Raw genomic sequence first — 22460 nt, 5'->3', positions numbered from 1 at the left:
CTCCCTCCAATTTCTTATAAATAATCTGTTACTTTGCGGGTAGATTTGTTTTTTTCAATGTGAAGTCGGTCCAACACCTCAAACACTAAATTCCCGTACATTTGATTAGGTTTAACTTTCGTCATCACCTCTGGTTTAACGAAGCAACACTCCCCATCCCCGGTTAAACGAGAAATTTTCACCTGATTTTCAATGACTGATTCAAATAGCATGCGTGGAAATTTAAGATCAACCTGTGTTCTTAACGTTTTCGTGTCTGTCCCTGCTTTCTTTAATGTCTCGACAATCCCAAGCATTTTAGGAACTCCTGGCTTTAAATACGCTAAATAGGATGAATCCGGTGCCAAACGAATGATCGTCTCATACGCCCGACAAAACTCTAAAATTTCCTTTTTCTCCACGATATTTCTAATATGCGTCACCCCTTGTAATCCCATATTATCCATAATCGTTGGAATTAAATAATAGTCCGACACAAATAAAGCATTTTGGGTCACATAGTTATTCGTTGGCGGACAATCAAAAATAATGAAATCATATTGTTCATCCAGTTTAGATTGCTTAAAAAACTTCGCTAAAATACTAAGGCGCATTAACTGGCTATTGGAACTATCTCCGTAACTTCGTCGAATATCTCCATCAATATCTTCAAGCCCTGTTATCGCACCTTGTCTTGCACTCACAAGCATCGTGGCGGGAATGAAATCAAATCCCTTCAGATGAAGCCGTTCTGTTTTATAAAAATCTCTTTTAATGAGCCGCTCTAAGTCAATTGGCATCTCAAAATCTAAAATATCTTGATTCAAAGCCGTGCGGAACACGTGATTAATACATTCATCTTCTTGAAGATGACTAAATTTATACTTATCCTCATTCCCATACGTCCTCGAGTAGGCCTTCATGCAAATCGTACTTAATGAACATTGTGGATCTAAATCAATTAGTAACACAGAATGTCCATTTAAGAAGTTTAGTCCCGCGGCTAGGTTAAACGAGGTCACCGTCTTTCCAACCCCGCCCTTATAATTGATAACCGAAATCACTTTTGCTTTCCCCACGTTATCTCCCCCTTTCAATACTATCAGTATATTAATCATCTCTTGTATTCATGTATCCCCTTTAGCAGAAAACGTAAGAACGCTTCATCTTTTTCCCACTAAAATCACTTATCACATGACGCGATGAAATCGACTCCCAAAATAGCGGCTACCTACATAGAATAAAGAGATACGACACTCAATTTATTCCTATATCGTGAAAGAAAGGTGGGATTTGATGGAGATTTCCCTCTTAATTTGTGTCCTGATCTTAATGACCTGTATTTTTTTAAGTAAGCTAACCCATCGACTGGGGTTACCAACCTTGCTTTTTTTCATTCTCTTGGGCATGGTTTTTGGATCCGACGGATTTTTTAAAATTTCCTTTACCAACTATTCACTCACGGAACAACTTTGTACCATCGCCCTCATTTTTATCATTTTTTATGGGGGCTTTGGAACGAGTTGGAAGGCGGCGCGCCCTGTCGTAAAACCTGCCCTTATTTTATCAACGCTCGGTGTGTTATTAACCGCCCTGCTCACCGGCTTTTTCTGTTTTTTCTTTTTAAAGATGAAAGGCTTAGAAAGCTTGTTAATGGGGGCTATCATTAGTTCAACCGATGCGGCCTCCGTTTTTTCAATCCTCCGATCTAAAAAACTAAATTTAAAAGAAGGCACGGCTTCCATCCTTGAATTAGAAAGTGGAAGTAATGATCCAATGGCCTACATGCTCACCACCCTTTGTATTGGATTGATGAATCAGACAGCTCTCATGAGCGACGTCCCTTTACTTCTTCTCACTCAGTTAGGTATAGGTGCCTTTTTAGGAACTGTCATTGGACTTTTAAGTGCCCATGTGTTAAAACGGGTGAACTTTATGATTGATGGATTTGAAACCATTTTTGTCCTATCCATTGCCCTGCTTTCCTATTCTTTACCGACGATTTTAGGCGGTAACGGTTATCTTGCCACCTATCTTTGTGGAATCATTATCGGTAATAGTCAGATTCCAAATAAAGTCATTCTCGTCAATTTTTTCGATGGGCTCACGGGTCTTGCGCAAATTTTAAGTTTTTTCCTTCTCGGTTTACTCGCCTTTCCCTCAAAAATTCCCACTATTTTCGTGCCCGCCCTCTTAATCTTTTTCTGGCTCACCTTTCTTGCCCGTCCCCTCACCGTCTTTTTGCTCATGCTCCCCTTCAAGACGTCTTGGCAACAAAAAGTTCTCCTCTCCTGGTCCGGTCTGCGGGGCGCCACCTCCATCGTTTTTGCTATCTTAACCTTTCTTGGCGGACAACCGTTAACGTATGATATTTTTCATATTAGCTTTTGCATCTGCCTCATCTCCGTCGCTCTTCAAGGAACGCTACTCCCTGCCGTTGCTAAAAAATTGGCCATGATTGATCGCCATGCCAACGTCTTTAAAACCTTTACCGACTATCAGGAAGAAGCGCATCTTCCCCTATTAAAGATCACCATTACCCCAAAACATCACTGGGCAAACCGCCTCATCCGTGATTTAAAAATTACCGATACACTTATCTTAATGATTCGGCGTAAAGACCAAACGTTAATTCCTGATGGAGATACTAAATTGTTACCCGGGGACCAACTCGTTGTCAGTGGCACACACTTTCAAGAATACACGAATCTCCCCCTCACTGAGATTCAGATTGATAACTCGCACCCATGGGTCCATAAACAGATTAAACACCTTGACCTTCCCCATAAAACACTCGTCATTTTGATTAAACGTCAAGATGGAACGAATATTACCCCCAAAGGAGATACGCGCATTGAAAACGGAGATACACTCGTTCTAACAGCCGAGCATTTTCATCAAGGAATTATTTCTTGTATGTGAGGGAGGGTTTGTTCCTAATATCATTATTAGACCTCATTTTTTATGAATTTCACCCGTTGAACAACAAAGACCCTTCTCTTTAGCGTATTAAAAATCATTTCATTCATTAAATGGGGTATACAACTCCCCATCCCACAAATCTTAATAAGGTTATTATATATCTTAAGGAGGAAAATAAAATGTGCACAGGATTATGCTTATCTACAAAGGATGGAAAACATCTTTTTGGACGAAACCTTGATGTTCCTGCTTCTTATAACCAGGCCGTTCAAATTGTTCCAAGGAATTTTAAGTGGCTAAACGTTGCGACCCAAGAAACAATCACCTCTAAATACGCTTGCATAGCCATGGGAATCGTCATTGACAATCACCCTCTTCTCTTTGACGGGGTTAATGAAAAGGGATTAGCTGGTGGAGGATTAAATTTCACACACTTCGCAAAATTCTCTTCAACTGCTGTAAAAGATAAAATCTCTTTATCAGCTTCTGATTTCGTCTATTGGGTGCTGAGTACGTTTTCATCTTTAAGCGAGTTAAAAGAGACCTTACCCTCTGTTATCTTAACAAGTATTCCCTTCAAACCGGATTTACCAGTTGCGGGATTACATTGGATTTTTACAGATAAAACAGGTGAAAGTATTGTTATTGAATATATGGAAGACGGAATGCATATCCACGATAATCCAGTCGGTGTTCTAACAAACGACCCAACCTTCGACTGGCAATTAACAAATTTAAGCCAATATGTAACCCTTTCTTGTAAAACTCCACAACCAGAAGAAATGGGGAATCTACTCGTTAAACCATTTGGTCATGGACTTGGCATGTGCGGAATTCCAGGAGACGGTTCTCCCGCTGCAAGATTTGTCCGCACCGTCTTTTTCCGTGATGCCGTTGTTGGAGCCGACGATGAAATAAGTGGGGTTACAGCCTTCTTTAATGTTCTATCAGAAGTTACGGTGATGAAAGGATCTGAAATTGACCCCGATGGATCCATGAACTTTACCGTTTATAAATCAGCCATGTGTCAAGAATCTCAAACTTATTACTACACAGATTACTATAACCGTCGAATCAACGCGGTTAAATTAACACCTGATACAATGAATGCTGACCACATTACAACGTTCCCTTACCTAGGAAAACAAGATATTTGTTATCAAAATTAACGCAAAAAAAACATCATCTCGTTTATGAGATGATGTTTTTTTTGAAAAATTGGTTCATGCCATTACTTGTGCCTATTGGGTAAGGGAAACTTCTTGGCCGAATCCTGATCTACTTTTATGGCAATTGTCGACAATTTTAAATCCGTTGGGAAGTTTTGTTTTGAAATATCAGCCTCAATGGATTGTCTAAATTGTTCTAAATCACCTTTTATTTTATCTAATAGCCCAATAAATCCAATTCCTTCTAAATAGAAAAATAAAATTTCTTGATACTCTTTAACAAAATACGAGACTTGCCCCAAACATTGATGAGCATATTCAACCCCTTTATGCCTTGCTACTTCACCTAAATTATCAAGTAAAATTCCAATCGCATAATATTCTGTATCCTTCGGGACCGCATTTAATACCTTTAATAAAGCCTTCCGATTTTGAAGCATGGTGATAACATCACATTCCGCCTCTTGCTTCCCGATAATTTCTTCTGTTACATCTTTGACGATCCCAAATATACCATCGCCCACTTTTTTCTTGAAAATTTGATAATAAGCACCCTCAATGTATTCGACCTCTAAATACTCTCCCTCACTATGAGCTTCTTCATCTCCACGAATACATTGATAGTAAACAATAGGAGAAATAATTTTTCTATTGAAGAGATCCTCATCTGTCAACCCGATCAGTTCATCTTGATGGGTCAGATGAAATGATTTGACATAGGCAAGGTTAGCGTAGCGATAAATATTTTGTTGATCTTTATAAAAGATCATCTTTGTTGGAATTCTATCAATCATATAATCAAATAATTTCATTTTTAATGAATCGGCGTTTTCTTGTAATATTTCCACGATAATCGATGACTCATTTGAAATGAAATGGAGTGTAAAACATTGACCATTTCTGCGTTCAATACTCAACTTCTGATTTTCACCACACTGAACACGTGTTAATAACGGTTGAAAGGCGTCGGGTTGACATTTAAAACCTTCTTTTTCCAAAAGGGCGAATAAATCCGTTGATATCGCTAAATCAACATCATTTAAAAGTTCTCTGGCTTGCTTGTTTAAAGCTTGTATTTTACCACTTAAATCAATGAGGATCATAGGGGTTGAGAGATGTTCAAATAGGTGGTTGGTGGTCATCGTGTAATCTCCTTACTATCAAATATTACATCCTAACTATACGAGTTAATGTTTTTTTATAAATTGAAAAAACTCAGGATCTGATTGAGTTGATTTCAACATCACTGATATTTCTAATTGAGATGGGACATGTTGTTGATGAAGTTTCTCCATAAAGTGATGATAAAAGTGATCTGGATTTTTAGGCATTTTATCAAATAATCCTATAAAACCAATCCCCTCAACATAAAAGAATAAAAGTTCTGAGTATTCCCTTACAAAATGGGACACTTGTTGAATACACTGGCGGGAATAAGTAATTCCTTTACTTTTACTTATTTGACCCAAATTTTCAAGATAAATCACGATAAAATGATGCTCTTTTTCTTTTGATAGCGACTTTATCACTTTTGCGAGTGATTGTTCATTTTGTAAGCCCGTGACTAGATCCCTCTCTGTTTCTTGACGAAGGCGAATATCTTCAGTAATATCACGCGAGATACAAAATACCCCGTCATTTATTCGACGTTTAACCGCCTGGTAATACCGATCACCACAAACTTCAATTCCAGAAAAGCATCCGTTTTTCAACGCCTCTTCATCACTTTGTTGACATTGATATTGAAGGACAGGAGATAAAACCCCCATATTCACGAGGTCTACATCACTACTCGATAAAATTTCTCGAGGTGAAAGATTATAGTAATCCGTATACGCCTTATTCACATACTCATACGTTAAATCTTTCCCCTTATAAAAAATCATATCCTCAGAATCTTCAACGACAAACTTAAAAATATCACGCCAACGACTTAATTGCGTATTAACTCCGAACTCGACTAAAACAGCCCCCTCTAATGGAATGGTATTAACCGTGGCGAACTGTCCATTTCTATCCTTTAATGTTAACTCTTTTCTTTGTTGTGTGTGAAACGTAATGGCAATTAATTTCGTTAGATGTTCGCGATCCGCCGAAAAGCCGAAGTGACCAATAATCTCATCGAAAGTTAATTGACTAAAATCATGAATCGTCGGTAAAAGTCGCTTTGCCTCCCGATTTAGATAGTCACACCTTCCGTCAGGAGAGACAACGAGCAACGCGTGCGATAAAAATTCATAAAGTTGATAGGGATTGACCATTACTATTCCTCCTTTTCTAATGGATTAAAGACTGGGATTTTATTTCCCCATTCCAAATCTCCTGTTCACTTGAGTTCCCCTCTAAAAAAATTCTTTTTTAGTATTTTATACTCTCCCGTTTATACTTGGTAAAAATCGTCATAATAATTTTAGGATTAAGATTCATTCACGGAGGGAGAGAAGCAAGAATGAACCAACGTTTTCTTAAAGGAGCAATGATTCTAAGCCTTAGTATGTTTCTCACTAAAATTCTTGGAATTATTTATGTGATCCCATTTAAGGCACTTGTAGGCAGTCAAGGACAAACCCTTTATAGTTATGCCTATACGATTTACAGTCTTTTTATTAGCTTATCGACACTTGGCATTCCTGTTGGAATGGCAAAGTTTGTTTCTAAATATCAAGCCCAACATGAATATGACACCGCTAGACGAGCTTTTAAATACAGTGTCATTGGAATGATTATCTTCGGTTTTCTAGGATTTCTAGCTATGTATCACCTAGCCCCGATTTACGTTCATCACATTTTAAACAATGCCGCCTCCCTTTTAAAAACAAAGGCAGAGCAAGAGGCGCTCCTTAACGATGGACCAGACATTATACATATGATTCAGGTTTGTAGTATCGCATTAACTGTCATTCCCGTTATGTCTATTATCCGCGGCTTCTTCCAAGGAAATAGAAACATGGCACCGACTTCTATTTCACAACTTGTTGAGCAGATCGTAAGAATACTTATCATCCTCGGGGGATCCTTCTTTATTATTAAAGTCCAACATCATAGTTACCAAGAAGCAGTCTCTATCTCTGTATTCGCCGCTTTTTTAGCTGGGATTGCTTCTTTAATCGTACTCTTATATTTTTGGTATTGGGAGGTCCCAGGTTATGATCAAAAGCTCGCCGAATGTCCGCCTCATCCCAAACGGAAACCTAGTAGACTATTCATCGAGATTTTAGGATGTTCGATTCCCTTTGCTCTACTCGGGTTAGCGACCTCACTTTATCAAAATATTGATACCCTACACTTCCACCAGCTATTAACTAAATCTGGTTTAGCCGTCAAAACTCAAAAAGTCTATTATGGAATGTATATAACCGAACTCGCAAAAATGATTATGATTCCCGTTTCTTTTGCATTGGCCTTTGGCCAACCTCTTGTACCTGAGCTCACAAACTATCATCAACAAAAAAAGAATCGGGCGGTTGGACGAACCATCCGCTTAGCACTTCGGCTCACCTTAGTCATTACACTTCCCGCCGTAATTGGAATTAGCCTTCTTGCAGATGATGTTTATCTTCTTCTTTATCCTTCAACAAAATCAATTAATCAACTCGGTGGAAACCTTTTTGCTATCGGTGCGTGGCTCGGAATTTTTTATGCACTTTACAGCATTATTTGCTCTATTTTACAAGGATTAAACCTTCAACGAAAAGGAATCTATTACTTAGTATTTTCCCTCATCATTAAATATATTAGTAATTTCCTCTTCGTTCCCTTATTCGGAATAAACGGCTTTATTTACTCTACCATCCTAGCTTATCTGAGTTGGATTATTTTAAGCCTCCTTCAAATTAAGAAGCATTCCCTTCTTCAATTTAATCAAATACTTTGCGACTGCTTTCCCATTTTATGCTCAAGTTTAGTCATGGGAATTGCCGTTTCCTATTTGAAGCACCTTCTAAAGACACTGTCACTCGGCCAAAAAATTCAAGCGCTGATTGAATTAGGGAGCTGTGCATTACTAGGAGCAATTATCTACTTTGCAACTTATTATCTTTTCATGCTTTTAAGTAAAACAGTTCGTAAAAATATAAAAAGCAATAAAACGAAGGTAGCTCGTTAAAGATAAAGGGCATAAAAAAAGGATGAAATCGATAGTCGACAGAAAATCATCCTTATATATAGCTTATCCCGATTATCATTAAATTGTACCTTACGGTGTGCGTCACTAGTTAAGCAGACTTGCTCTCTTGTAAGGTTGACTCAATCCAATGGTAAGCCGATTGAAAATTATCTGTTGTCATTGTTTTTATTTTGAAATTATAAAAAATTCCAGCAATCCACTGATTTGATCGCTGCTCTAACGTAGCGACCTGTACGCCCTCGTCGTACAACTTATAGCCTGTAATTGCTTGATTTGTCATTTCATAAACTTGGAGGACCATAAATCTCACTACTTTCCCTTAATTTTAAGTGATATCATTATAACATAAAGCCGTACATAAAATAATATCTTTTGTCATATTTTAGCCTATTTTTAACGAAAATTATAAAATTTAAACGCTTTTATAGGCGGATTTGTACATTATAAACACTTTATCATCACCTTTTGTCGTCTTTTGTCGCTCAGGTTCAAGCTTTTCTCCTTATCGCGCTTTATTTCGACATAATCGCTATAAAATTCGACTAAATAGTGACGTTGAATAATCAATAATATCCGTCATACTCAACATATTATACTTTTTGTAAACATCCATAAAGTACTTCTCAATCGATGATTTTTCAATCACGCGCCCCTCTACCTGAACCGACATCATGCCAGATCGGGCATCTCGCCACGGTTTCTCACAGTGAGTCATTCGTTCAAGTGATTTTCCACTATAACAACCAAAGTATCGCATAATTAAGTCAATAAAAAATTGTTCCTTATCATCTAACGAACAACTATTTTTCATTAATGGATGATCATAAGAATCCTTTAGTTGATAATAAATATTAGGATAAACAGGCCCCTGAGCCCATGCCTCACAATCATCCTCAAATAAATGATACCCATAAAACACCTTGAAAAAGGCTTGCGCATAATAAAGTATTTTTTGAAGAGCATGCGGAGTCACATCCTCACTGACACCTAGGATATATTGCACGACATGATAAATTTTATCTTGTGCTTTATCCCCCTGTTGTTGATCGTTATCCTCCAACATCGGTACTATTGAAGAGGAATCTTCCCAAAACGATTCCGTCTCTTGAACTGAATCATCCATACTCACTGTTGGCGTAACATCTTCATCTATTAGTTGCTCATCGGTAGTCGTTAAATCGGTGATTTTTTTTAAACATTTCTCATAGGCCTTACGAGTAATTTTTTCCTGATTCTGATTTAATATCTGGGCAAATGCCGATGGCTTCTCGTTAATTAACTTAAGCGTATCCAAATACTCTTTTTTGGGAGCCATTCCTTTTAAATAGCGAGTAATCGTCAACTCGCCCCAATCTAATATTAAAGACAATGGGCGTTTACCAATATTATAGCGTTCCATAATTGACGTAATAATGTCGATGGCTTCTCGCGAAACTAGCTCTTGATAACTCTTTTTTGACTGTTCCTTATTCTCATCATGAATCTGCTCAACAAAAACGGGTTGCGCGCATCTTTCACAGATGGCGCTCTTTTTTTTATAGTTGACATCATAACCCTTTATAATTGTTTTCCCTATTTCCTCAACAACCCGATATCCCACCTCACATTGACATTTCATACAAAACACACTCATAACTCAATCTCCTCTAAAAAAACACGATCATAACTTGATGAATTGTGCGTTAAAATGATACAATTTTAATTAACAAATGTTATGGTTTTATTATACAAAAATGATACACTTTTCTCAATAAAATGTATCATTTTTATTTTAAATTTTGCTAAAAAATGCGTATCACACCATAAAAGTGCGGTCATCTCCTTATGAAATCTCCGCACTTTTATCTATTCCCTTTAATAAATAAAACATACCACAGCGAGTGCAAATATTATATAACCGTCTAAAACAATGCCTACCAATCGTTTTAAGTATAATAACAACCACGTCCTATATTTAAAATCAACCAACTTTGGAAACGAAACCATGACGAATAAAGGCTCTAGCACCGTGCACACTATAGCAACGATGCTCATCCACGTAAACCAAGCGTAATCTATCAGTGCCATCCCAAGTAGGATTGCACCCAATTGCACCAGTGTACCTCTCACTAATGCTTTATAATAATTCACCTGACACCCATAGCGCTTTCGATTCTGATCATTTACATAATTGGCATAAAGAGCATACTGTTCATCAGCTAAAAATCTGATTCTGATTTGCCTGATGACAAACACTGCCATCATTAAATAATACCCGATTAACAAAACACGCAAAATAACTTCTAGCACCATCTCCACATCTAAGACCTCTTCTCTTTAGATTCCCCCCTCTTATATTTATACGCCAAATTTCCTAAAAAGTGAGCTCTACCTCCCGCTCTATAACAAGATTCGCCTTATATAATCCTCCAATCTCCCCTTCACCACACAACAATTAATCTCCTCCTCTGAGATAAAACTAATCGCCCCCTCAATAGCAAGTCGCCAAATTAAAAATTGGGATCGGCTACCCCCCCCCCCCTCGGAACTTCCAACATGCAACTTTTTACCCTTCCTTAAAAAATAACTCTCCCCTGCCCTGTTCATGAAATGATACATTTTTCGATAAAATGTTACACTTTATTCTGTTTTATTCGACAAAAAGATACATTAATTTTTAAAATTTGTTGAAAAAGCTTAGGGGAACATCCCCTATGTGATACAACGATCAACCTTTTAATCATAAAAAAAAGAAGGCTACGGCCTTCTTTTTCCTATTTGTTTTCAATATTCCCAATGTTTTTTATTTGAATGGCTAGACGTCCATCTGGCATATTTAATACCTCAATATAATCTTTATTATTATAATAATCCAGCGGGATAGTGATTTCAATTCCTGTATCAGTTTTTAATTTCTGTGTCTTCTTAAGCGGCATCTTTACCCAATTTGTATTTTGAACTGGTTTTTCAATCCCTTGATTTTCTATTTCTGCAACATAGGCCATTTTAGCCTCGGGAGCCTGATAAAAGACCTCCTCGGCAATCTCCTTCATATCAATATCTTTTCCTTCATTAATCGTTTCCTTAATCACCCGTTCAAAAGCCGGTACCATTTCAAGTTTATCTAATTCATGATGTTCAATAACCTCTGCTGCCACATGTCGGGCCTTTTTAACTGCTTCTTTAACTGAAATTTCCGTTTTACACTCCAAGATTTTATCAGCATAAAGGTGCGTATCATCGTCTTCCGTTGACGTCATCCCCTCAAGAATAGTCAACGTCATTTTATCTAAATCAATCATAAAAAAGTTAGCACTTTTTAAACTTGCAATCGGTATAATAGACTGATGAACCAATAGATTATTTTGAATTCCCGTCTCACTTTGATTCACATGATGAACCATCCCCTCTTTACACGTTAACTCAAGTCCAACAACATACTCTACCTCGGCCATTTCAATCTCACATAAAAATAAATCGCTCGCCGTTAAAATCTCATAACGCTCCTTAAAATCATAGCGCTTTGCCGCCACATGATTCGCAAATTCAAGAAATGGAATCGTACGATTACGGTACTCTAAAAATAACTGTCGCACCTCACTATCCTCACGAAAAACAGCCGGACGTCCCGCCGCATTTTTGACACACTTTTCAATATTCTTTTCCAAAAAATGATACGCCCCATCCACCGTCTCATCTAATGGACGATCCGTCGGCATAAACATCTGATGAACATTATCCAGTAAAAATAAATAACAACTCTTCACATTAACAGCCATCTCAAAACCTCCTTAATCATTAAACAAACGATATCTTCTAAACGAATAATTAACGTTTCCGTTCAAACGTATAACTAGTCGCTATTCAATTCATCCCGATGATGTCCAATACATGGCACCTTCTCTTTCACCCGTTCACCTACACATTCGAAGAATTTGCTACCCCCAAGAATGACAATCCGTTGCAAATGAAAGATTCCTCCTCATCCCCGATTTTTTAACTCCGAGCCTCCCACTTGTTCGAACTGACAATCAACGAGTTGATTAAATGATCACCTTGACTCCATTCAAAAAGAGGTCCCTGCCTCGTTGAATAAGGTAGCACCCTCAGGCGCATCCAATCACTTTATGGGCATCTTTCCTCCAAACAATGTGATGTAGCATGTACAACTAATGGTCTCATTCCGTGTCACCTATACACCACATAACGATTGTAACCCATTCTATCGTCTCTATATGCGCCCATAAGTATATCAATCACGAAAACGTAATCGTTCCTTCGAAGGTGAAATCCGTTTCGCCTTGTAGAAAAAGGGCATTGTTCCAAAACCCTTCATATTCGTGTAGGAAACAACTTCTCACACTCATTAACACGTATTTGTGCCCCTTGTCACGAAAAAAACCTGGCGTGTGGAATATCGTTTAACTTTATCGCATAACTACAAGTATACAACACATGAAGACTAAAATTAAATCAAAATTTGACGTTTATCTGCTAAAAGAAAAAGCAGGGGCTATTTCCCCTGCTTTTTCGCCTGTTGACAGGCCTCACAATCACACGGACGGAGGCTATAAACATATTCGTATCCTGTTAATGTCGATGGAATCTTAACACAGACCTCGTCTTGGATCACCCCATCAACTTGCTTTGTATTTACAAACGACATACGTTCCCAAAAACCTATGGCTCTTCGAACAGAACGCAACCGAATCATATCTAACTCTTTTAGCGATGTCGAACAATCTAACAGGTGTTCAAACACCTTCCTTCCAAATCCACACCCCATCGGCAATGTCATAAACTTATTAATCTTCATATAAGCTATCTGACGCAATTCACTCATCTTATTAGGATAATATAATTCTAATTGAAATAACCAATTCCATGGCCCACTTGAATAGTGATACTTTACCTCATAGCCGTATCGTTTTCGATTAATAATTAATACCACGTCGCTACACAACAACTGATCCAATCCTTGTTTCCATTTTAAACAAAATGCTGCTACCTCTTCCGTCACTAACTTAATTAAATCTGTCTTATTTTCGACATTACGATGGTCTACTGTCACATTCATAACAGCCCTCCCCTCGTATGTAGTCCTTTCATTATATGCACAAAAATTAACTGATGTGCTAAATTCCTTATCATAAAAAAAACTTCTATGATAAATGTATCATAGAAGTTTTTAAGTCAGTGTGTGCGACAATTAATTAAAATAAATTAAGCAATAATTTCATTTACACGCGCTAATACGTCTTCTTTAATTTTAGCGACTTGAGCATCAGCTTTCTCTAATACATCTGAAATAACACCGATGTATACCTTTGCCTTTGGCTCAGTTCCAGATGGACGTAATACAAACCAAGAACCGTCTGCTAACGTGTATTTTAAAACATTTGACTTCGGTAAATCAATCACCGATGTTGAATCATTTGTTAAGTCTGTATGAACGCTTTCTTTGTAATCCTCAACAGACACGACTTCTTTTCCTGCAACTGTTACTGGTGTAAACTCGCGGAAATCAGATAAAATGGCTTGAATTTTATCTGCCCCTTCTTTTCCTTTTAACGTAATATTGACTAACGCTTCGCGGTAGAAACCATATGTTTCATATAACTCCATTAATACGTCATATAACGTTTTTCCGTGTTCTTTATAATAAGCAGCTGCCTCTGCACACATTAATACAGATTGAACAGAATCCTTATCGCGAACGAAGTCACCGATTAAATATCCATAAGACTCCTCATACCCGAAAACATACTCATAATCCGTATTTTCGATTAAACGCGCTTGCTCTCCGATAAACTTGAATCCAGTTAACGTTGACACCACATCAAATCCATACGAACGAGCAATTGTTGCCCCCATATCAGATGTTACAATCGTATTGAACACTTTCCCTTTCGCTGGTAATGTTCCGTGTGCTTTCTTTTGAGATAAAATATAATGAATTAAAATAGCACCTGTTTGATTTCCAGTTAATAAAACATATTCCCCTTCTGGATTTTTAACAGCTAAACCTACTCGGTCTGCATCCGGATCAGTTGCAATTAAAATATCGGCATCAATCTCTTTTCCTAATGCAATTGACATTTCAAATGCAGATGCCTCCTCAGGGTTTGGCGATTTAACAGTTGTAAAGTTTGGATCCGCCACACATTGCTCTTCAACAACATGTAATTGCTCATATCCACACTCCGTTAACACGCGACGTACTGGAATATTCGCTGTTCCATGTAATGGTGAGAACACAATTTTTAAATCCTTTTTGTTGCAATCTGGATTAATCTCTAATGCTTTTACACGTTCTGTATAAACATCATCAATCTCTGATCCAATGATTTGAATCAATCCAGCCTCTTTTAATTCTTCCTCCGATTTAACAGAGATGTTGAATACATCCTCAATCGAATCAACAAGTTCAATCACTTGGTCAGCTTCCGCAGGAACTAATTGGCACCCTGTTTCATCATAAATTTTGTATCCATTATATTCAGGTGGATTATGTGATGCAGTGACAACAATTCCACCCGCTGCATTTAAATAACGAACGGCAAATGATAACTCAGGTGTTGGACGTAATGATTCAAAAACATACGCTTTAATTCCGTGAGTTGCCATTACTTTCGCTGATTCCATTGCAAATTCTGGTGAGAAATGACGGCAATCATACGCAATTACAATTCCGCGCTCTTTAGCATTTTCAACATTTTTTAATAAATATTGAGCAAATCCTTCATTTGCTTTACGAATTGTATAAACATTCATGCGATTTGTTCCTGGACCAACAACTCCTCGCATTCCCCCAGTACCGAACTCTAAGTTACGATAAAATGCATCTTCTTTTTCTGTTTCATTCATATTTTCTAATTGCTCTTTTAAATATGATTCTAACCCCTCTTGCTCTAACCATTGTTGGTACTTTGTTTCAAACGACATATAATACCCTCCATATCTCAATAAATCTAATTCCTATTATATCACACTAGAAAACTAAAAATAACAATTGCTTATCAAAAAATACTGACAAAAGGATAATCTATCCGACACCGGTTACCTATTTCATTTTTTTCTTGATTATTTGTTAAAACTTAATTTAACTCTCTGATTTATTTTAGACATATCGGGTACACTATCTAATGAAAAGGAGGCTGTTAACAATGGAAAAAGAAACATTCGTTGCCGTTCGTCACAATAGTGATGGCGATCTTATCGCCTTTAAATCGAATACCGGAAAAGAATATGACTATGAAACAGCAAAAGAACTTTGTGCCAAAGGTCTTATTACTAATGCCCAAACCTTTAAAGGAAAAGGTGGCGGAACTTATATTCGTGGCGTTGTCGACGGTAACAAAGACAATAACCTATCGAACCTACCAACCTTTTAAACAAATCATCTTTCATAAAAAAATACACCCGGTCTTCAACACTTGGTGATTTCCGTTGAAAAATGATTTACAAAAAAGAAAAAGATGATTTCTTCTCCTATAGAAATCATCTTTTTTTCTATCCCCTATCAAAATCTAATTCTAATTTTTAGTACTTTTTCTCGGTAACTCGCTTCAATCTTTCCGCCGCTTAAATCCACCAATTGCTTCGCAATCGATAATCCGATTCCATTTGACTTTTTCGAATCTTGAACCGTATAATACCGATCAAACAATTTTCCTAAACGAGTACAATCTAAGGACGCTGTTTGATTAGAAAATTCAATCACCCCATCCGGCGTCATTTTTATTTTAAAATCCGATTGGCTATACTTAATGGCATTCGAAATAATATTTTCAAATACTCGTTTAAGCATATTTTCATTTAAGTTACGGATAACTTTTTCTTCACAAATATCCAATTGCGGAGTAATATGATACTTCTTAAACAGACTATAAAAACTAACCGTAGAATCAATAAGCACCTCATTAATACATGTGGGACTTACCTTTATCTTTTGTTGTAAATCGACATTTTTCGAAAAGTCAAAAAGTTGTTCCGTGAGCTCCCCTAAATCTTTAACCTTCTCATCAATAATTTTTAAATAATCCCTCTGCCTCTGATTAAGATTCTCATCCTCCATTAACTCAACATAGCCTCTAATAGCCGTTAGCGGGGTTCTTAAATCATGTGAAATATTTGTAATCGCCGATTTTAGCGACTGATTTCCTTGCTTATATTCAATCTCCAGTTCTCTTAACTCTTTTAAACTGTGATTTAAGACACCAGTTAGCTTCTTCAGATCTTTGTCTGGTGTGATAACCGTCATCAATTTATTCGTATCGGTATTTATAATCGTTGTCAAAGAGTGGGTCATATTTTTAATCTCCTTCTTGATAAGAATTACCTTAACCGTTAAAAACACGAACCCCACAAAGACGACTAAGAATAAATAAAACCAGATACGCATAAATAAACTCCTCTCTATTTCAGTTCCTTCTTCTTAAACAGAGCGAGGCCACCACCTGTAAATACGATTAATATTCCTAAAGAATAAAGAGGCAATGCTTTTAAATTAGGAACGGTTCGCCCAGCTAGTTGAAACATTTGACCTGCTGGATTTATATCCAATAAAGTTTGATAAACTTTTCTTTCTGTGGCACTCGGATACTTAGGATTAGGCATCTCCTCTATTTTAAATTCATTGGTTTCCTGATTAAGAATCGTTGTCGTTTGAATAGTCTTAGGCATCCCTAAAATATTTAAACACGTCAACGACCCCATCATCATCAAAAATACCACCATAATAGACGTAATCGCCATCACCGTTTTATTAGAAATCATCATCGCAATAAACGTAAATAAACTTGAGTAGGCAACAATCGCTACAAGGATACATCCTAATACTTTCACCAACATCAAAATAGGCGCTGTGATTCCTCCAAATAAGGGGATTCCTATCATCCCCACCACCAACATAAACAAAAGATAAGCAAACACACTCGTTATGCTTGTCAAAATTAAATTAGATAAATAAATAGCAGTTCTTTTATGACCCATGCTAATTTTATTTCGAATAGCCCCCTCTGAATACTCTACGCCTAAAAATAAACTTGTAAAGATGGCAATTACGACTCCAATCATTGTCGAATAATTAAGCAGAAGTTGGGCTACATCAATCACCTCTTGGTACTGCTTCATATCTTTATAACTCACACCAAGCATAAATAACGCAAATCCTATACTAAATAAACAAATGAGCAAAAATACTTTACTTTTCTTTAGTCGTGTAAATCCTGCATCTAACAATCTAATCATTTATGGCACCCCCAATTAAATTCATATAATAACTTTCGAGTGATTCCTCGTGTTCGTGAATCTCCTCTACCGTTAACTGATGATTGGATAGCTCAGTAATAAAACTTGATAAGTTATACTTTCCATAAACATTGATTGTTCTTCGATCAATAACCTCATAAGGAATCTGGCACTTTTCAAAGTATTTAACAAATTCTGTTGGTTGATTCACCGTTAACTCTATTTTACGTTCTAATTTTTTCATCAATTCTTCATGACTTATTTCTTCAACGATAAACCCCTTATCTAAAAAACCATAATGAGTCGCTATTTTTGATAATTCGTCTAAGTAGTGACTCGAAATTAAAATCGTGATTCTCTTTTCACGATTTAATTTTAAAATCAACTCTCGGATTTCAATAATCCCTTCGGGATCTAAACCATTAATCGGTTCATCTAAAATTAAAAAGTCGGGTTGATTAGCAAGTGCCATCGCAATTCCTAACCGTTGCTTCATCCCTAAAGAAAAATTTTTAACCTTCTTCTTTCCCGTATGGTTTAATCCAACTAATGTTAACAACTCATCAATTCCGTCATGAGTTGGCATCCCCACTAACTTATATTGGTCAATCAGATTATCTCGTGCCGTCATCTCACCGTAAATGGACGGTGTTTCGATAATGGCTCCCATTCGCTTTCTAACCTCTGTGATCTTTTCATGATTCAACACACCATAAATGGCGTACGTTCCGTTAGTTGGCTCTTGTAACCCGCAAATAATCCGAATGAGCGTCGTTTTTCCAGCACCATTTTTCCCAATTAATCCATAAATCGCCCCTTTTTTCACATGAAGATTCAAATGCTTTAAAGCCGTAAAATCTTTGTATTTCTTTTCTAAATTAGTAGCTTCTAAGACGAACGTCATATCATCACTCCTTTCATAATACACTCACTATACAATAAAAGGATTAAGAAAGCGAAAAAGAAAAAGTTAAGATTTCGTAAAGATTTTTATTCCTTAAGTTTAAATCCAACTCCCCAAACTGACTCAATATAATTCTCACCACTTACCTCTTTAATCTTCTTTCGAATATTACTCATATGAACTTTTAAGGAGGACTCATCACAAGCTCCAGCCCCTGCTTCATCACTTAATAAATCCAATAACCTACTTTTAGTAAGAACTTGAGTCGGGTGTAACAATAATTGTTTTAAAATAGCCGTTTCCGTTCGTGTTAAATGAATCCTTTCACTATTTAACATCAATGTCTGTGTCTCTGCTAACAATTCTAATCCTTTATATCTTAGCGTTCCGATTTGTGCACTATTATTATTTAACCTTAATTGGACCTCTATTCTTGCCAATAATTCATCTGCATAAAAGGGCTTTGTCAAATAGTCATTCGCACCCGCTAATAAACAATTCACCTTATCATCTACGGACACCTTCGCACTCAATACAATAATCGGTGCCCCATTCACACGCTCAATAATCGCTTCTCCACTTACTCCTGGTAAAACAAGATCAAGTAAAATTAAATCATACACATCCCTTTCTAATAACAATAAGGCTTCCGTTCCAGAGTAGGCACAATCGGTAGAAAAGCCATGCCGTTGCAACAATTCTGTAATCATTTGTTGAATACTTACGTCGTCTTCCACAATTAAAATTTTAGCCATCCCATTTCCTCCAAAAACATTTATGATTTTCATCTGTCTTATAACATCAAACAGATACCAACAACAAAGAAAAAGCGGTGGTTACCTTAACATCCCACTGCTTTTTTTATTGCCTATTCGTCGTCACGTAACACCCAATCTGCTCCCTTAAATGGTTCTACTGTCCATAAATCTAAAAATTCTTGTTGTCGGAGTGCTTCATAAGCTAAAATCGCTGCGACATTCGAAACATTTAATGAGCGAACCTTATTTGTCATCGGTACACGGAAACAATTATCAAAATATGGACGCAAAATTTCCTTTGGAATTCCGCTACTTTCAGCTCCTAAAATGATATAGTAGTCCTCATTAGGATTAGAAAAGTCCATTTGCGCGTGATTTTTTTGTCCATAACGCGTGCAAAAACAGAATTTCCCCCCTTTATTTTTCTCAACAAACTCTTCCCAATTTTCATAAACGGTATAGTCTACCTCATTGATATAGTTTGCCCCTGAACGTTTAACACTTTTTTCATCTAGTGAAAATCCCATTGGCTTAATTAAATGTAATTTAATATCTGTTGCTGCGCATGTACGCATAATATTCCCAGTATTTTGAGGAATTTCTGGATTGTATTGAACTAAATGAATTGCCATAATTAATCACCTCAACGATTATAAAATAGAATGATTCTTATCTTCCTAAAAAATAATTTGTGTTAACTCTACCTTATATTTTAACATAAAACAACTCACTTTTTGAAATAATCTTATCTTTTCTCTAGCCTAATATACGCTTGTTTAGCCGCATCCTTTAGCCACTTTGGACCTTGTCCATCTCTTATCTTTAAAATTTCAGGTAAGGCCTCTTTATATTTATAAAAACCGGCATTAAACATCGCATTTCGTTTCAACACGGATACACCACGCCAAGATCCAGCTAAGTGACCATATTTCATTTTAAACTCTTTATTCGTTAACGTTAGAATCTCTTGTATGTTCGGAAACTCGACACCTGTAGGTTCTAATTCAGGATGATGATGAAAATCCACTTCGGCATTAAACGGACAAACCTCTTGACAGATATCACATCCATAAATGGTTTGACTAATTTTCTCATATAATTCTGGATCTAAGTATTCTTTCGCCTGGGTCACATAAGAAAGACATCTTTTTTCATTTAGTCCTCCATCCGCTTGAATCGCCTTTGTTGGGCAAGCACGAACACAGCGATTGCACGTCCCACATTGTCGCTCTTTCATCACATCCGGAGTAAACTCATAATTGACAAGTAACTCCCCAAGATAAATGTAACTTCCTAATTCCTGATGAATAATCGAGCTATTCTTTCCACTAAATCCAATTCCGCTACGAAGGGCGATTGCACGATCATTAAAAACTCCCGTATCAACGCTTCTTATCACCTTTATTCCAGGAATATTATCTCTTAACCAATCATCTAATAACTGCAATTTCGCATCAACAAACTGATGATAATCCATCCCCCATGAAGACCGTGAAAATTGTGCAAATGGATTACTGCGATCTTGCTTAGGTAAGTTAGCCTTGCGGGGATAGGCAATTGCAATCGAAATAAAAGATTTAGCATCCGACATTGATAAGATAGGATTTGTACGTTCTTCAATCGTCCCCTTAGCAAGACCTGAAGACCACCCTACCTCTTCGCGTCGTCTGAGTTCCTCTCCTAAAAATAAAAAAGAATCAACAGAACTAAATCCAATCGCGTCTATTCCCACCTCTTTACTATACTTAATTAATTCCTCTTTAAGTTCATTAGAATGAGATAGACGTAATTCCTGTATCAGGTTATCTGTTAACTGTGTCTTTTGTTTCAAATTAATCACCTTTCTTCTTCTTTACTTTACTAGGAATTTAAATAAAACTCAAGCACAATTGAATTATTATGTCCTTCGAGTAAGTCTCCCTTATCTTTTGGATAAGAATTGCCATCAAATAAAAAAAGCAGGATTAACCTGCTAAATCTCCCGATAAATAGGGCTCAATCTTTTGCCGATAAACAAAAAATAAGACCACTAGCGTTCCAATATTATAAATAATCATTGATAAAGCGCCGTTAAACATTCCAATCACAAGAGCCATGACTGCTGGAAATGTTGAGGAATAAATAACTAAATTTAAAACTTCTTTATAAGTTAAAAAAGTCTGACGCCCCATCTTCAATAACATGAATAAAATGGAAACTACCACTGTAAACACAAATGTTAATAAGATTCCTGACTGATACGTCGCCATTAACAAGGAAGGCATAAAAACTGGCTTAATAGTTGACGCTACCCGATTAAAAATATCATCATAACTCGTTTCAGCAAAATTTAAATCTTCAAATTTCGAATACCCTAGTTTATACTCATTACCATTTTCAATAAATAGAAAATAATCATCATTAAAAATAAGACCGTTATTAACTTGATCTTGTGAAGAATTAAACGCTACTTTAATTCCCTCTGGCAATTCAATAACGTTCGATTGTTTACAACTAAGTAATTGATTATTAACCATACAATCCGTAGGTAGGGAATTTTCTAATACATGCTTTGAGGTTTCTGATACTTTCCAGATATTTAAGTCCCATCGATAAGGAGCATCTCCTATTAAAGCGAAAGCCGTAGGTGTCATTTGCATGATAGACAACATTACTAAAAATAAAAGGCTAACTATTATTGAAGATTTTCTCAAATGAAAGATGGCATCAATTGAATAACTGGTTTCCAACATTAATTTCAATTTTTTCATTCTAGACACATCCAATTATAGATTATAAAAATATTTCAGCTCATATATTTTAAAACAAAAAAAAAGAGTATTATCTACTCGTCTACATTTAATTGGTGCCTAGGGCCGGAATCGAACCGGCACGGGTGTCACCACCCGCAGGATTTTAAGTCCTGTGCGTCTACCAGTTCCGCCACCCAGGCACATCATTATCTAATTGGAGGCGCCAATCGGATTTGAACCGATGATCAGGGAGTTGCAGTCCCACGCCTTACCACTTGGCTATGGCGCCCAATTGTATTAATTTTTATATGGGGCGACTGATGGGAATCGAACCCACGAATGTCGGAGCCACAATCCGATGCGTTAACCACTTCGCCACAATCGCCATAATGGTGCCGGAAGCAGGACTTGAACCCGCAACCTACTGATTACAAGTCAGTTGCTCTACCAATTGAGCTATTCCGGCTATTTATGGTGGAGGATGACGGGCTCGAACCGCCGACCCTCTGCTTGTAAGGCAGATGCTCTCCCAGCTGAGCTAATCCTCCACTTTTTATGGTGACCCGTACGGGATTCGAACCCGTGTATGCATGCGTGAAAGGCATGTGTGTTAAACCGCTTCACCAACGGGCCATTTTT

At 37.0% G+C, this 22460-nt stretch carries 20 protein-coding genes and 6 tRNA genes; 4 read left to right on the top strand and 22 right to left on the bottom strand.

All coding sequences use genetic code 11. The features are described 5' to 3' along the window. Positions 1 to 14: 14 nt before the first annotated feature. Positions 15 to 1058 carry a ParA family protein gene (locus AACH31_RS02520; protein WP_161831240.1) on the bottom strand — a complete coding sequence of 348 codons (1044 nt, stop codon included), beginning with the start codon at positions 1056 to 1058 and terminating at the stop codon, positions 15 to 17. A 217-nt stretch (positions 1059 to 1275) separates the two neighbouring features. Here AACH31_RS02520 and AACH31_RS02515 point away from each other — a divergent pair, with 217 nt between their 5' ends. Beyond that, a complete protein-coding gene (locus tag AACH31_RS02515) occupies positions 1276 to 2901 on the top strand; it encodes a potassium/proton antiporter (RefSeq protein WP_161831242.1) in 1626 nt (541 codons plus the stop codon). A gap of 179 nt (positions 2902 to 3080) precedes the next feature. Further along, on the top strand, positions 3081 to 4070 hold the full coding sequence (gene bsh / locus AACH31_RS02510; protein ID WP_262951059.1) for a choloylglycine hydrolase: 990 nt from the start codon (positions 3081 to 3083) through the stop codon (positions 4068 to 4070). Between the two features lie 62 nt (positions 4071 to 4132). Here bsh and AACH31_RS02505 read toward each other — a convergent pair whose 3' ends face one another. Together AACH31_RS02505 and AACH31_RS02500 are read right to left on the bottom strand one after the other, a co-directional pair. Next, the gene (locus AACH31_RS02505; RefSeq protein ID WP_262951058.1) at positions 4133 to 5212 is read right to left on the bottom strand and encodes a PAS domain-containing protein; all 1080 of its coding nucleotides are present in this window, start codon (positions 5210 to 5212) and stop codon (positions 4133 to 4135) included. A gap of 45 nt (positions 5213 to 5257) precedes the next feature. Continuing rightward, a complete protein-coding gene (locus AACH31_RS02500; protein WP_161832780.1) occupies positions 5258 to 6331 on the bottom strand; it encodes a PAS domain-containing protein in 1074 nt (357 codons plus the stop codon). Positions 6332 to 6519: 188 nt separating this feature from the next. Here AACH31_RS02500 and AACH31_RS02495 point away from each other — a divergent pair, with 188 nt between their 5' ends. Continuing rightward, positions 6520 to 8175, top strand: a complete 1656-nt coding sequence (locus AACH31_RS02495; protein WP_262951056.1) for a putative polysaccharide biosynthesis protein — start codon at positions 6520 to 6522, stop codon at positions 8173 to 8175. A gap of 109 nt (positions 8176 to 8284) precedes the next feature. Here AACH31_RS02495 and AACH31_RS02490 read toward each other — a convergent pair whose 3' ends face one another. The 6 genes from AACH31_RS02490 to AACH31_RS02465 all read right to left on the bottom strand — a co-directional run bounded on the left by AACH31_RS02490 (position 8285) and on the right by AACH31_RS02465 (position 15120). Then, complete coding sequence (locus AACH31_RS02490; protein WP_161832782.1) at positions 8285 to 8497, bottom strand: hypothetical protein; 213 nt, start codon at positions 8495 to 8497, stop codon at positions 8285 to 8287. A 228-nt stretch (positions 8498 to 8725) separates the two neighbouring features. Next, positions 8726 to 9829, bottom strand: a complete 1104-nt coding sequence (locus AACH31_RS02485) for a Panacea domain-containing protein (RefSeq protein WP_161832783.1) — start codon at positions 9827 to 9829, stop codon at positions 8726 to 8728. 221 nt (positions 9830 to 10050) lie between these two features. After that, a complete protein-coding gene (locus AACH31_RS02480) occupies positions 10051 to 10494 on the bottom strand; it encodes a hypothetical protein (RefSeq protein WP_338617836.1) in 444 nt (147 codons plus the stop codon). A gap of 455 nt (positions 10495 to 10949) precedes the next feature. Beyond that, complete coding sequence (locus tag AACH31_RS02475) at positions 10950 to 11954, bottom strand: nucleoid-associated protein (RefSeq protein WP_161832785.1); 1005 nt, start codon at positions 11952 to 11954, stop codon at positions 10950 to 10952. 734 nt (positions 11955 to 12688) lie between these two features. After that, the gene (locus AACH31_RS02470) at positions 12689 to 13252 is read right to left on the bottom strand and encodes a hypothetical protein (protein ID WP_262951053.1); all 564 of its coding nucleotides are present in this window, start codon (positions 13250 to 13252) and stop codon (positions 12689 to 12691) included. Between the two features lie 146 nt (positions 13253 to 13398). After that, positions 13399 to 15120: a phospho-sugar mutase gene (locus AACH31_RS02465; protein WP_161832787.1), complete on the bottom strand. Its 1722-nt coding sequence runs from the start codon at positions 15118 to 15120 to the stop codon at positions 13399 to 13401. A 221-nt stretch (positions 15121 to 15341) separates the two neighbouring features. On the opposite strand from AACH31_RS02465, the gene AACH31_RS02460 reads away from it, so the two are divergent. Continuing rightward, on the top strand, positions 15342 to 15569 hold the full coding sequence (locus tag AACH31_RS02460; protein WP_262951051.1) for a DUF3892 domain-containing protein: 228 nt from the start codon (positions 15342 to 15344) through the stop codon (positions 15567 to 15569). Positions 15570 to 15697: 128 nt separating this feature from the next. Here the strand turns inward: AACH31_RS02460 and AACH31_RS02455 are convergent, their stop codons facing one another. The 13 genes from AACH31_RS02455 to AACH31_RS02395 form a co-directional block, all read right to left on the bottom strand. Further along, positions 15698 to 16579 (bottom strand): sensor histidine kinase, encoded by an 882-nt coding sequence (locus tag AACH31_RS02455; RefSeq protein ID WP_262951050.1) that lies wholly within the window; start codon positions 16577 to 16579, stop codon positions 15698 to 15700. A 14-nt stretch (positions 16580 to 16593) separates the two neighbouring features. Continuing rightward, positions 16594 to 17427: an ABC transporter permease gene (locus AACH31_RS02450; RefSeq protein ID WP_262951049.1), complete on the bottom strand. Its 834-nt coding sequence runs from the start codon at positions 17425 to 17427 to the stop codon at positions 16594 to 16596. Continuing rightward, positions 17420 to 18331 (bottom strand): ABC transporter ATP-binding protein, encoded by a 912-nt coding sequence (locus tag AACH31_RS02445; RefSeq protein ID WP_262951048.1) that lies wholly within the window; start codon positions 18329 to 18331, stop codon positions 17420 to 17422. The genes AACH31_RS02450 and AACH31_RS02445 overlap by 8 nt, the downstream gene beginning before the upstream one ends. 86 nt (positions 18332 to 18417) lie before the next feature. Then, a complete protein-coding gene (locus tag AACH31_RS02440) occupies positions 18418 to 19086 on the bottom strand; it encodes a response regulator transcription factor (RefSeq protein ID WP_262951047.1) in 669 nt (222 codons plus the stop codon). 113 nt (positions 19087 to 19199) lie between these two features. Beyond that, positions 19200 to 19721, bottom strand: coding sequence for a tRNA (cytidine(34)-2'-O)-methyltransferase (locus AACH31_RS02435; protein WP_262951046.1), 522 nt, complete (start codon positions 19719 to 19721; stop codon positions 19200 to 19202). 113 nt (positions 19722 to 19834) lie between these two features. Beyond that, positions 19835 to 20929 carry a tRNA epoxyqueuosine(34) reductase QueG gene (gene queG / locus AACH31_RS02430; RefSeq protein ID WP_338617834.1) on the bottom strand — a complete coding sequence of 365 codons (1095 nt, stop codon included), beginning with the start codon at positions 20927 to 20929 and terminating at the stop codon, positions 19835 to 19837. A 124-nt stretch (positions 20930 to 21053) separates the two neighbouring features. Then, positions 21054 to 21839, bottom strand: a complete 786-nt coding sequence (locus tag AACH31_RS02425) for a DUF1189 domain-containing protein (protein WP_262951044.1) — start codon at positions 21837 to 21839, stop codon at positions 21054 to 21056. A 93-nt stretch (positions 21840 to 21932) separates the two neighbouring features. Further along, positions 21933 to 22021: transfer RNA gene (locus tag AACH31_RS02420), tRNA-Leu, on the bottom strand. Positions 22022 to 22036: 15 nt separating this feature from the next. After that, positions 22037 to 22110: transfer RNA gene (locus AACH31_RS02415), tRNA-Cys, on the bottom strand. A 20-nt stretch (positions 22111 to 22130) separates the two neighbouring features. Then, positions 22131 to 22206: transfer RNA gene (locus AACH31_RS02410), tRNA-His, on the bottom strand. Between the two features lie 5 nt (positions 22207 to 22211). Next, a tRNA-Thr gene (locus tag AACH31_RS02405) sits at positions 22212 to 22287 on the bottom strand. A gap of 6 nt (positions 22288 to 22293) precedes the next feature. Next, positions 22294 to 22369: transfer RNA gene (locus tag AACH31_RS02400), tRNA-Val, on the bottom strand. Positions 22370 to 22377: 8 nt separating this feature from the next. Further along, a tRNA-Glu gene (locus AACH31_RS02395) sits at positions 22378 to 22454 on the bottom strand. Positions 22455 to 22460 lie beyond the last annotated feature (6 nt).

The organism is Turicibacter faecis (assembly GCF_037076425.1).
GTDB lineage: Bacteria > Bacillota_I > Bacilli_A > MOL361 > Turicibacteraceae > Turicibacter > Turicibacter faecis.
The sequence above is the reverse complement of the archived record's forward strand: the minus strand, read 5'-3'. Positions and strand labels throughout refer to the sequence as shown.

Excerpts from the sequence above, each read along its gene's own strand:
- AACH31_RS02515 (WP_161831242.1), top strand. The coding sequence starts at position 1,276 with ATGGAGATTTCCCTCTTAATTTGTGTCCTGATCTTAATGACCTGTATT.
- bsh (WP_262951059.1), top strand. The coding sequence starts at position 3,081 with ATGTGCACAGGATTATGCTTATCTACAAAGGATGGAAAACATCTTTTT.
- AACH31_RS02505 (WP_262951058.1), bottom strand. The coding sequence starts at position 5,212 with ATGACCACCAACCACCTATTTGAACATCTCTCAACCCCTATGATCCTC.
- AACH31_RS02500 (WP_161832780.1), bottom strand. The coding sequence starts at position 6,331 with ATGGTCAATCCCTATCAACTTTATGAATTTTTATCGCACGCGTTGCTC.
- AACH31_RS02495 (WP_262951056.1), top strand. The coding sequence starts at position 6,520 with ATGAACCAACGTTTTCTTAAAGGAGCAATGATTCTAAGCCTTAGTATG.
- AACH31_RS02490 (WP_161832782.1), bottom strand. The coding sequence starts at position 8,497 with ATGGTCCTCCAAGTTTATGAAATGACAAATCAAGCAATTACAGGCTAT.
- AACH31_RS02485 (WP_161832783.1), bottom strand. The coding sequence starts at position 9,829 with ATGAGTGTGTTTTGTATGAAATGTCAATGTGAGGTGGGATATCGGGTT.
- AACH31_RS02475 (WP_161832785.1), bottom strand. The coding sequence starts at position 11,954 with ATGGCTGTTAATGTGAAGAGTTGTTATTTATTTTTACTGGATAATGTT.
- AACH31_RS02470 (WP_262951053.1), bottom strand. The coding sequence starts at position 13,252 with ATGAATGTGACAGTAGACCATCGTAATGTCGAAAATAAGACAGATTTA.
- AACH31_RS02465 (WP_161832787.1), bottom strand. The coding sequence starts at position 15,120 with ATGTCGTTTGAAACAAAGTACCAACAATGGTTAGAGCAAGAGGGGTTA.
- AACH31_RS02460 (WP_262951051.1), top strand. The coding sequence starts at position 15,342 with ATGGAAAAAGAAACATTCGTTGCCGTTCGTCACAATAGTGATGGCGAT.
- AACH31_RS02455 (WP_262951050.1), bottom strand. The coding sequence starts at position 16,579 with ATGCGTATCTGGTTTTATTTATTCTTAGTCGTCTTTGTGGGGTTCGTG.
- AACH31_RS02450 (WP_262951049.1), bottom strand. The coding sequence starts at position 17,427 with ATGATTAGATTGTTAGATGCAGGATTTACACGACTAAAGAAAAGTAAA.
- AACH31_RS02445 (WP_262951048.1), bottom strand. The coding sequence starts at position 18,331 with ATGACGTTCGTCTTAGAAGCTACTAATTTAGAAAAGAAATACAAAGAT.
- AACH31_RS02440 (WP_262951047.1), bottom strand. The coding sequence starts at position 19,086 with ATGGCTAAAATTTTAATTGTGGAAGACGACGTAAGTATTCAACAAATG.
- AACH31_RS02435 (WP_262951046.1), bottom strand. The coding sequence starts at position 19,721 with ATGGCAATTCATTTAGTTCAATACAATCCAGAAATTCCTCAAAATACT.
- AACH31_RS02425 (WP_262951044.1), bottom strand. The coding sequence starts at position 21,839 with ATGAAAAAATTGAAATTAATGTTGGAAACCAGTTATTCAATTGATGCC.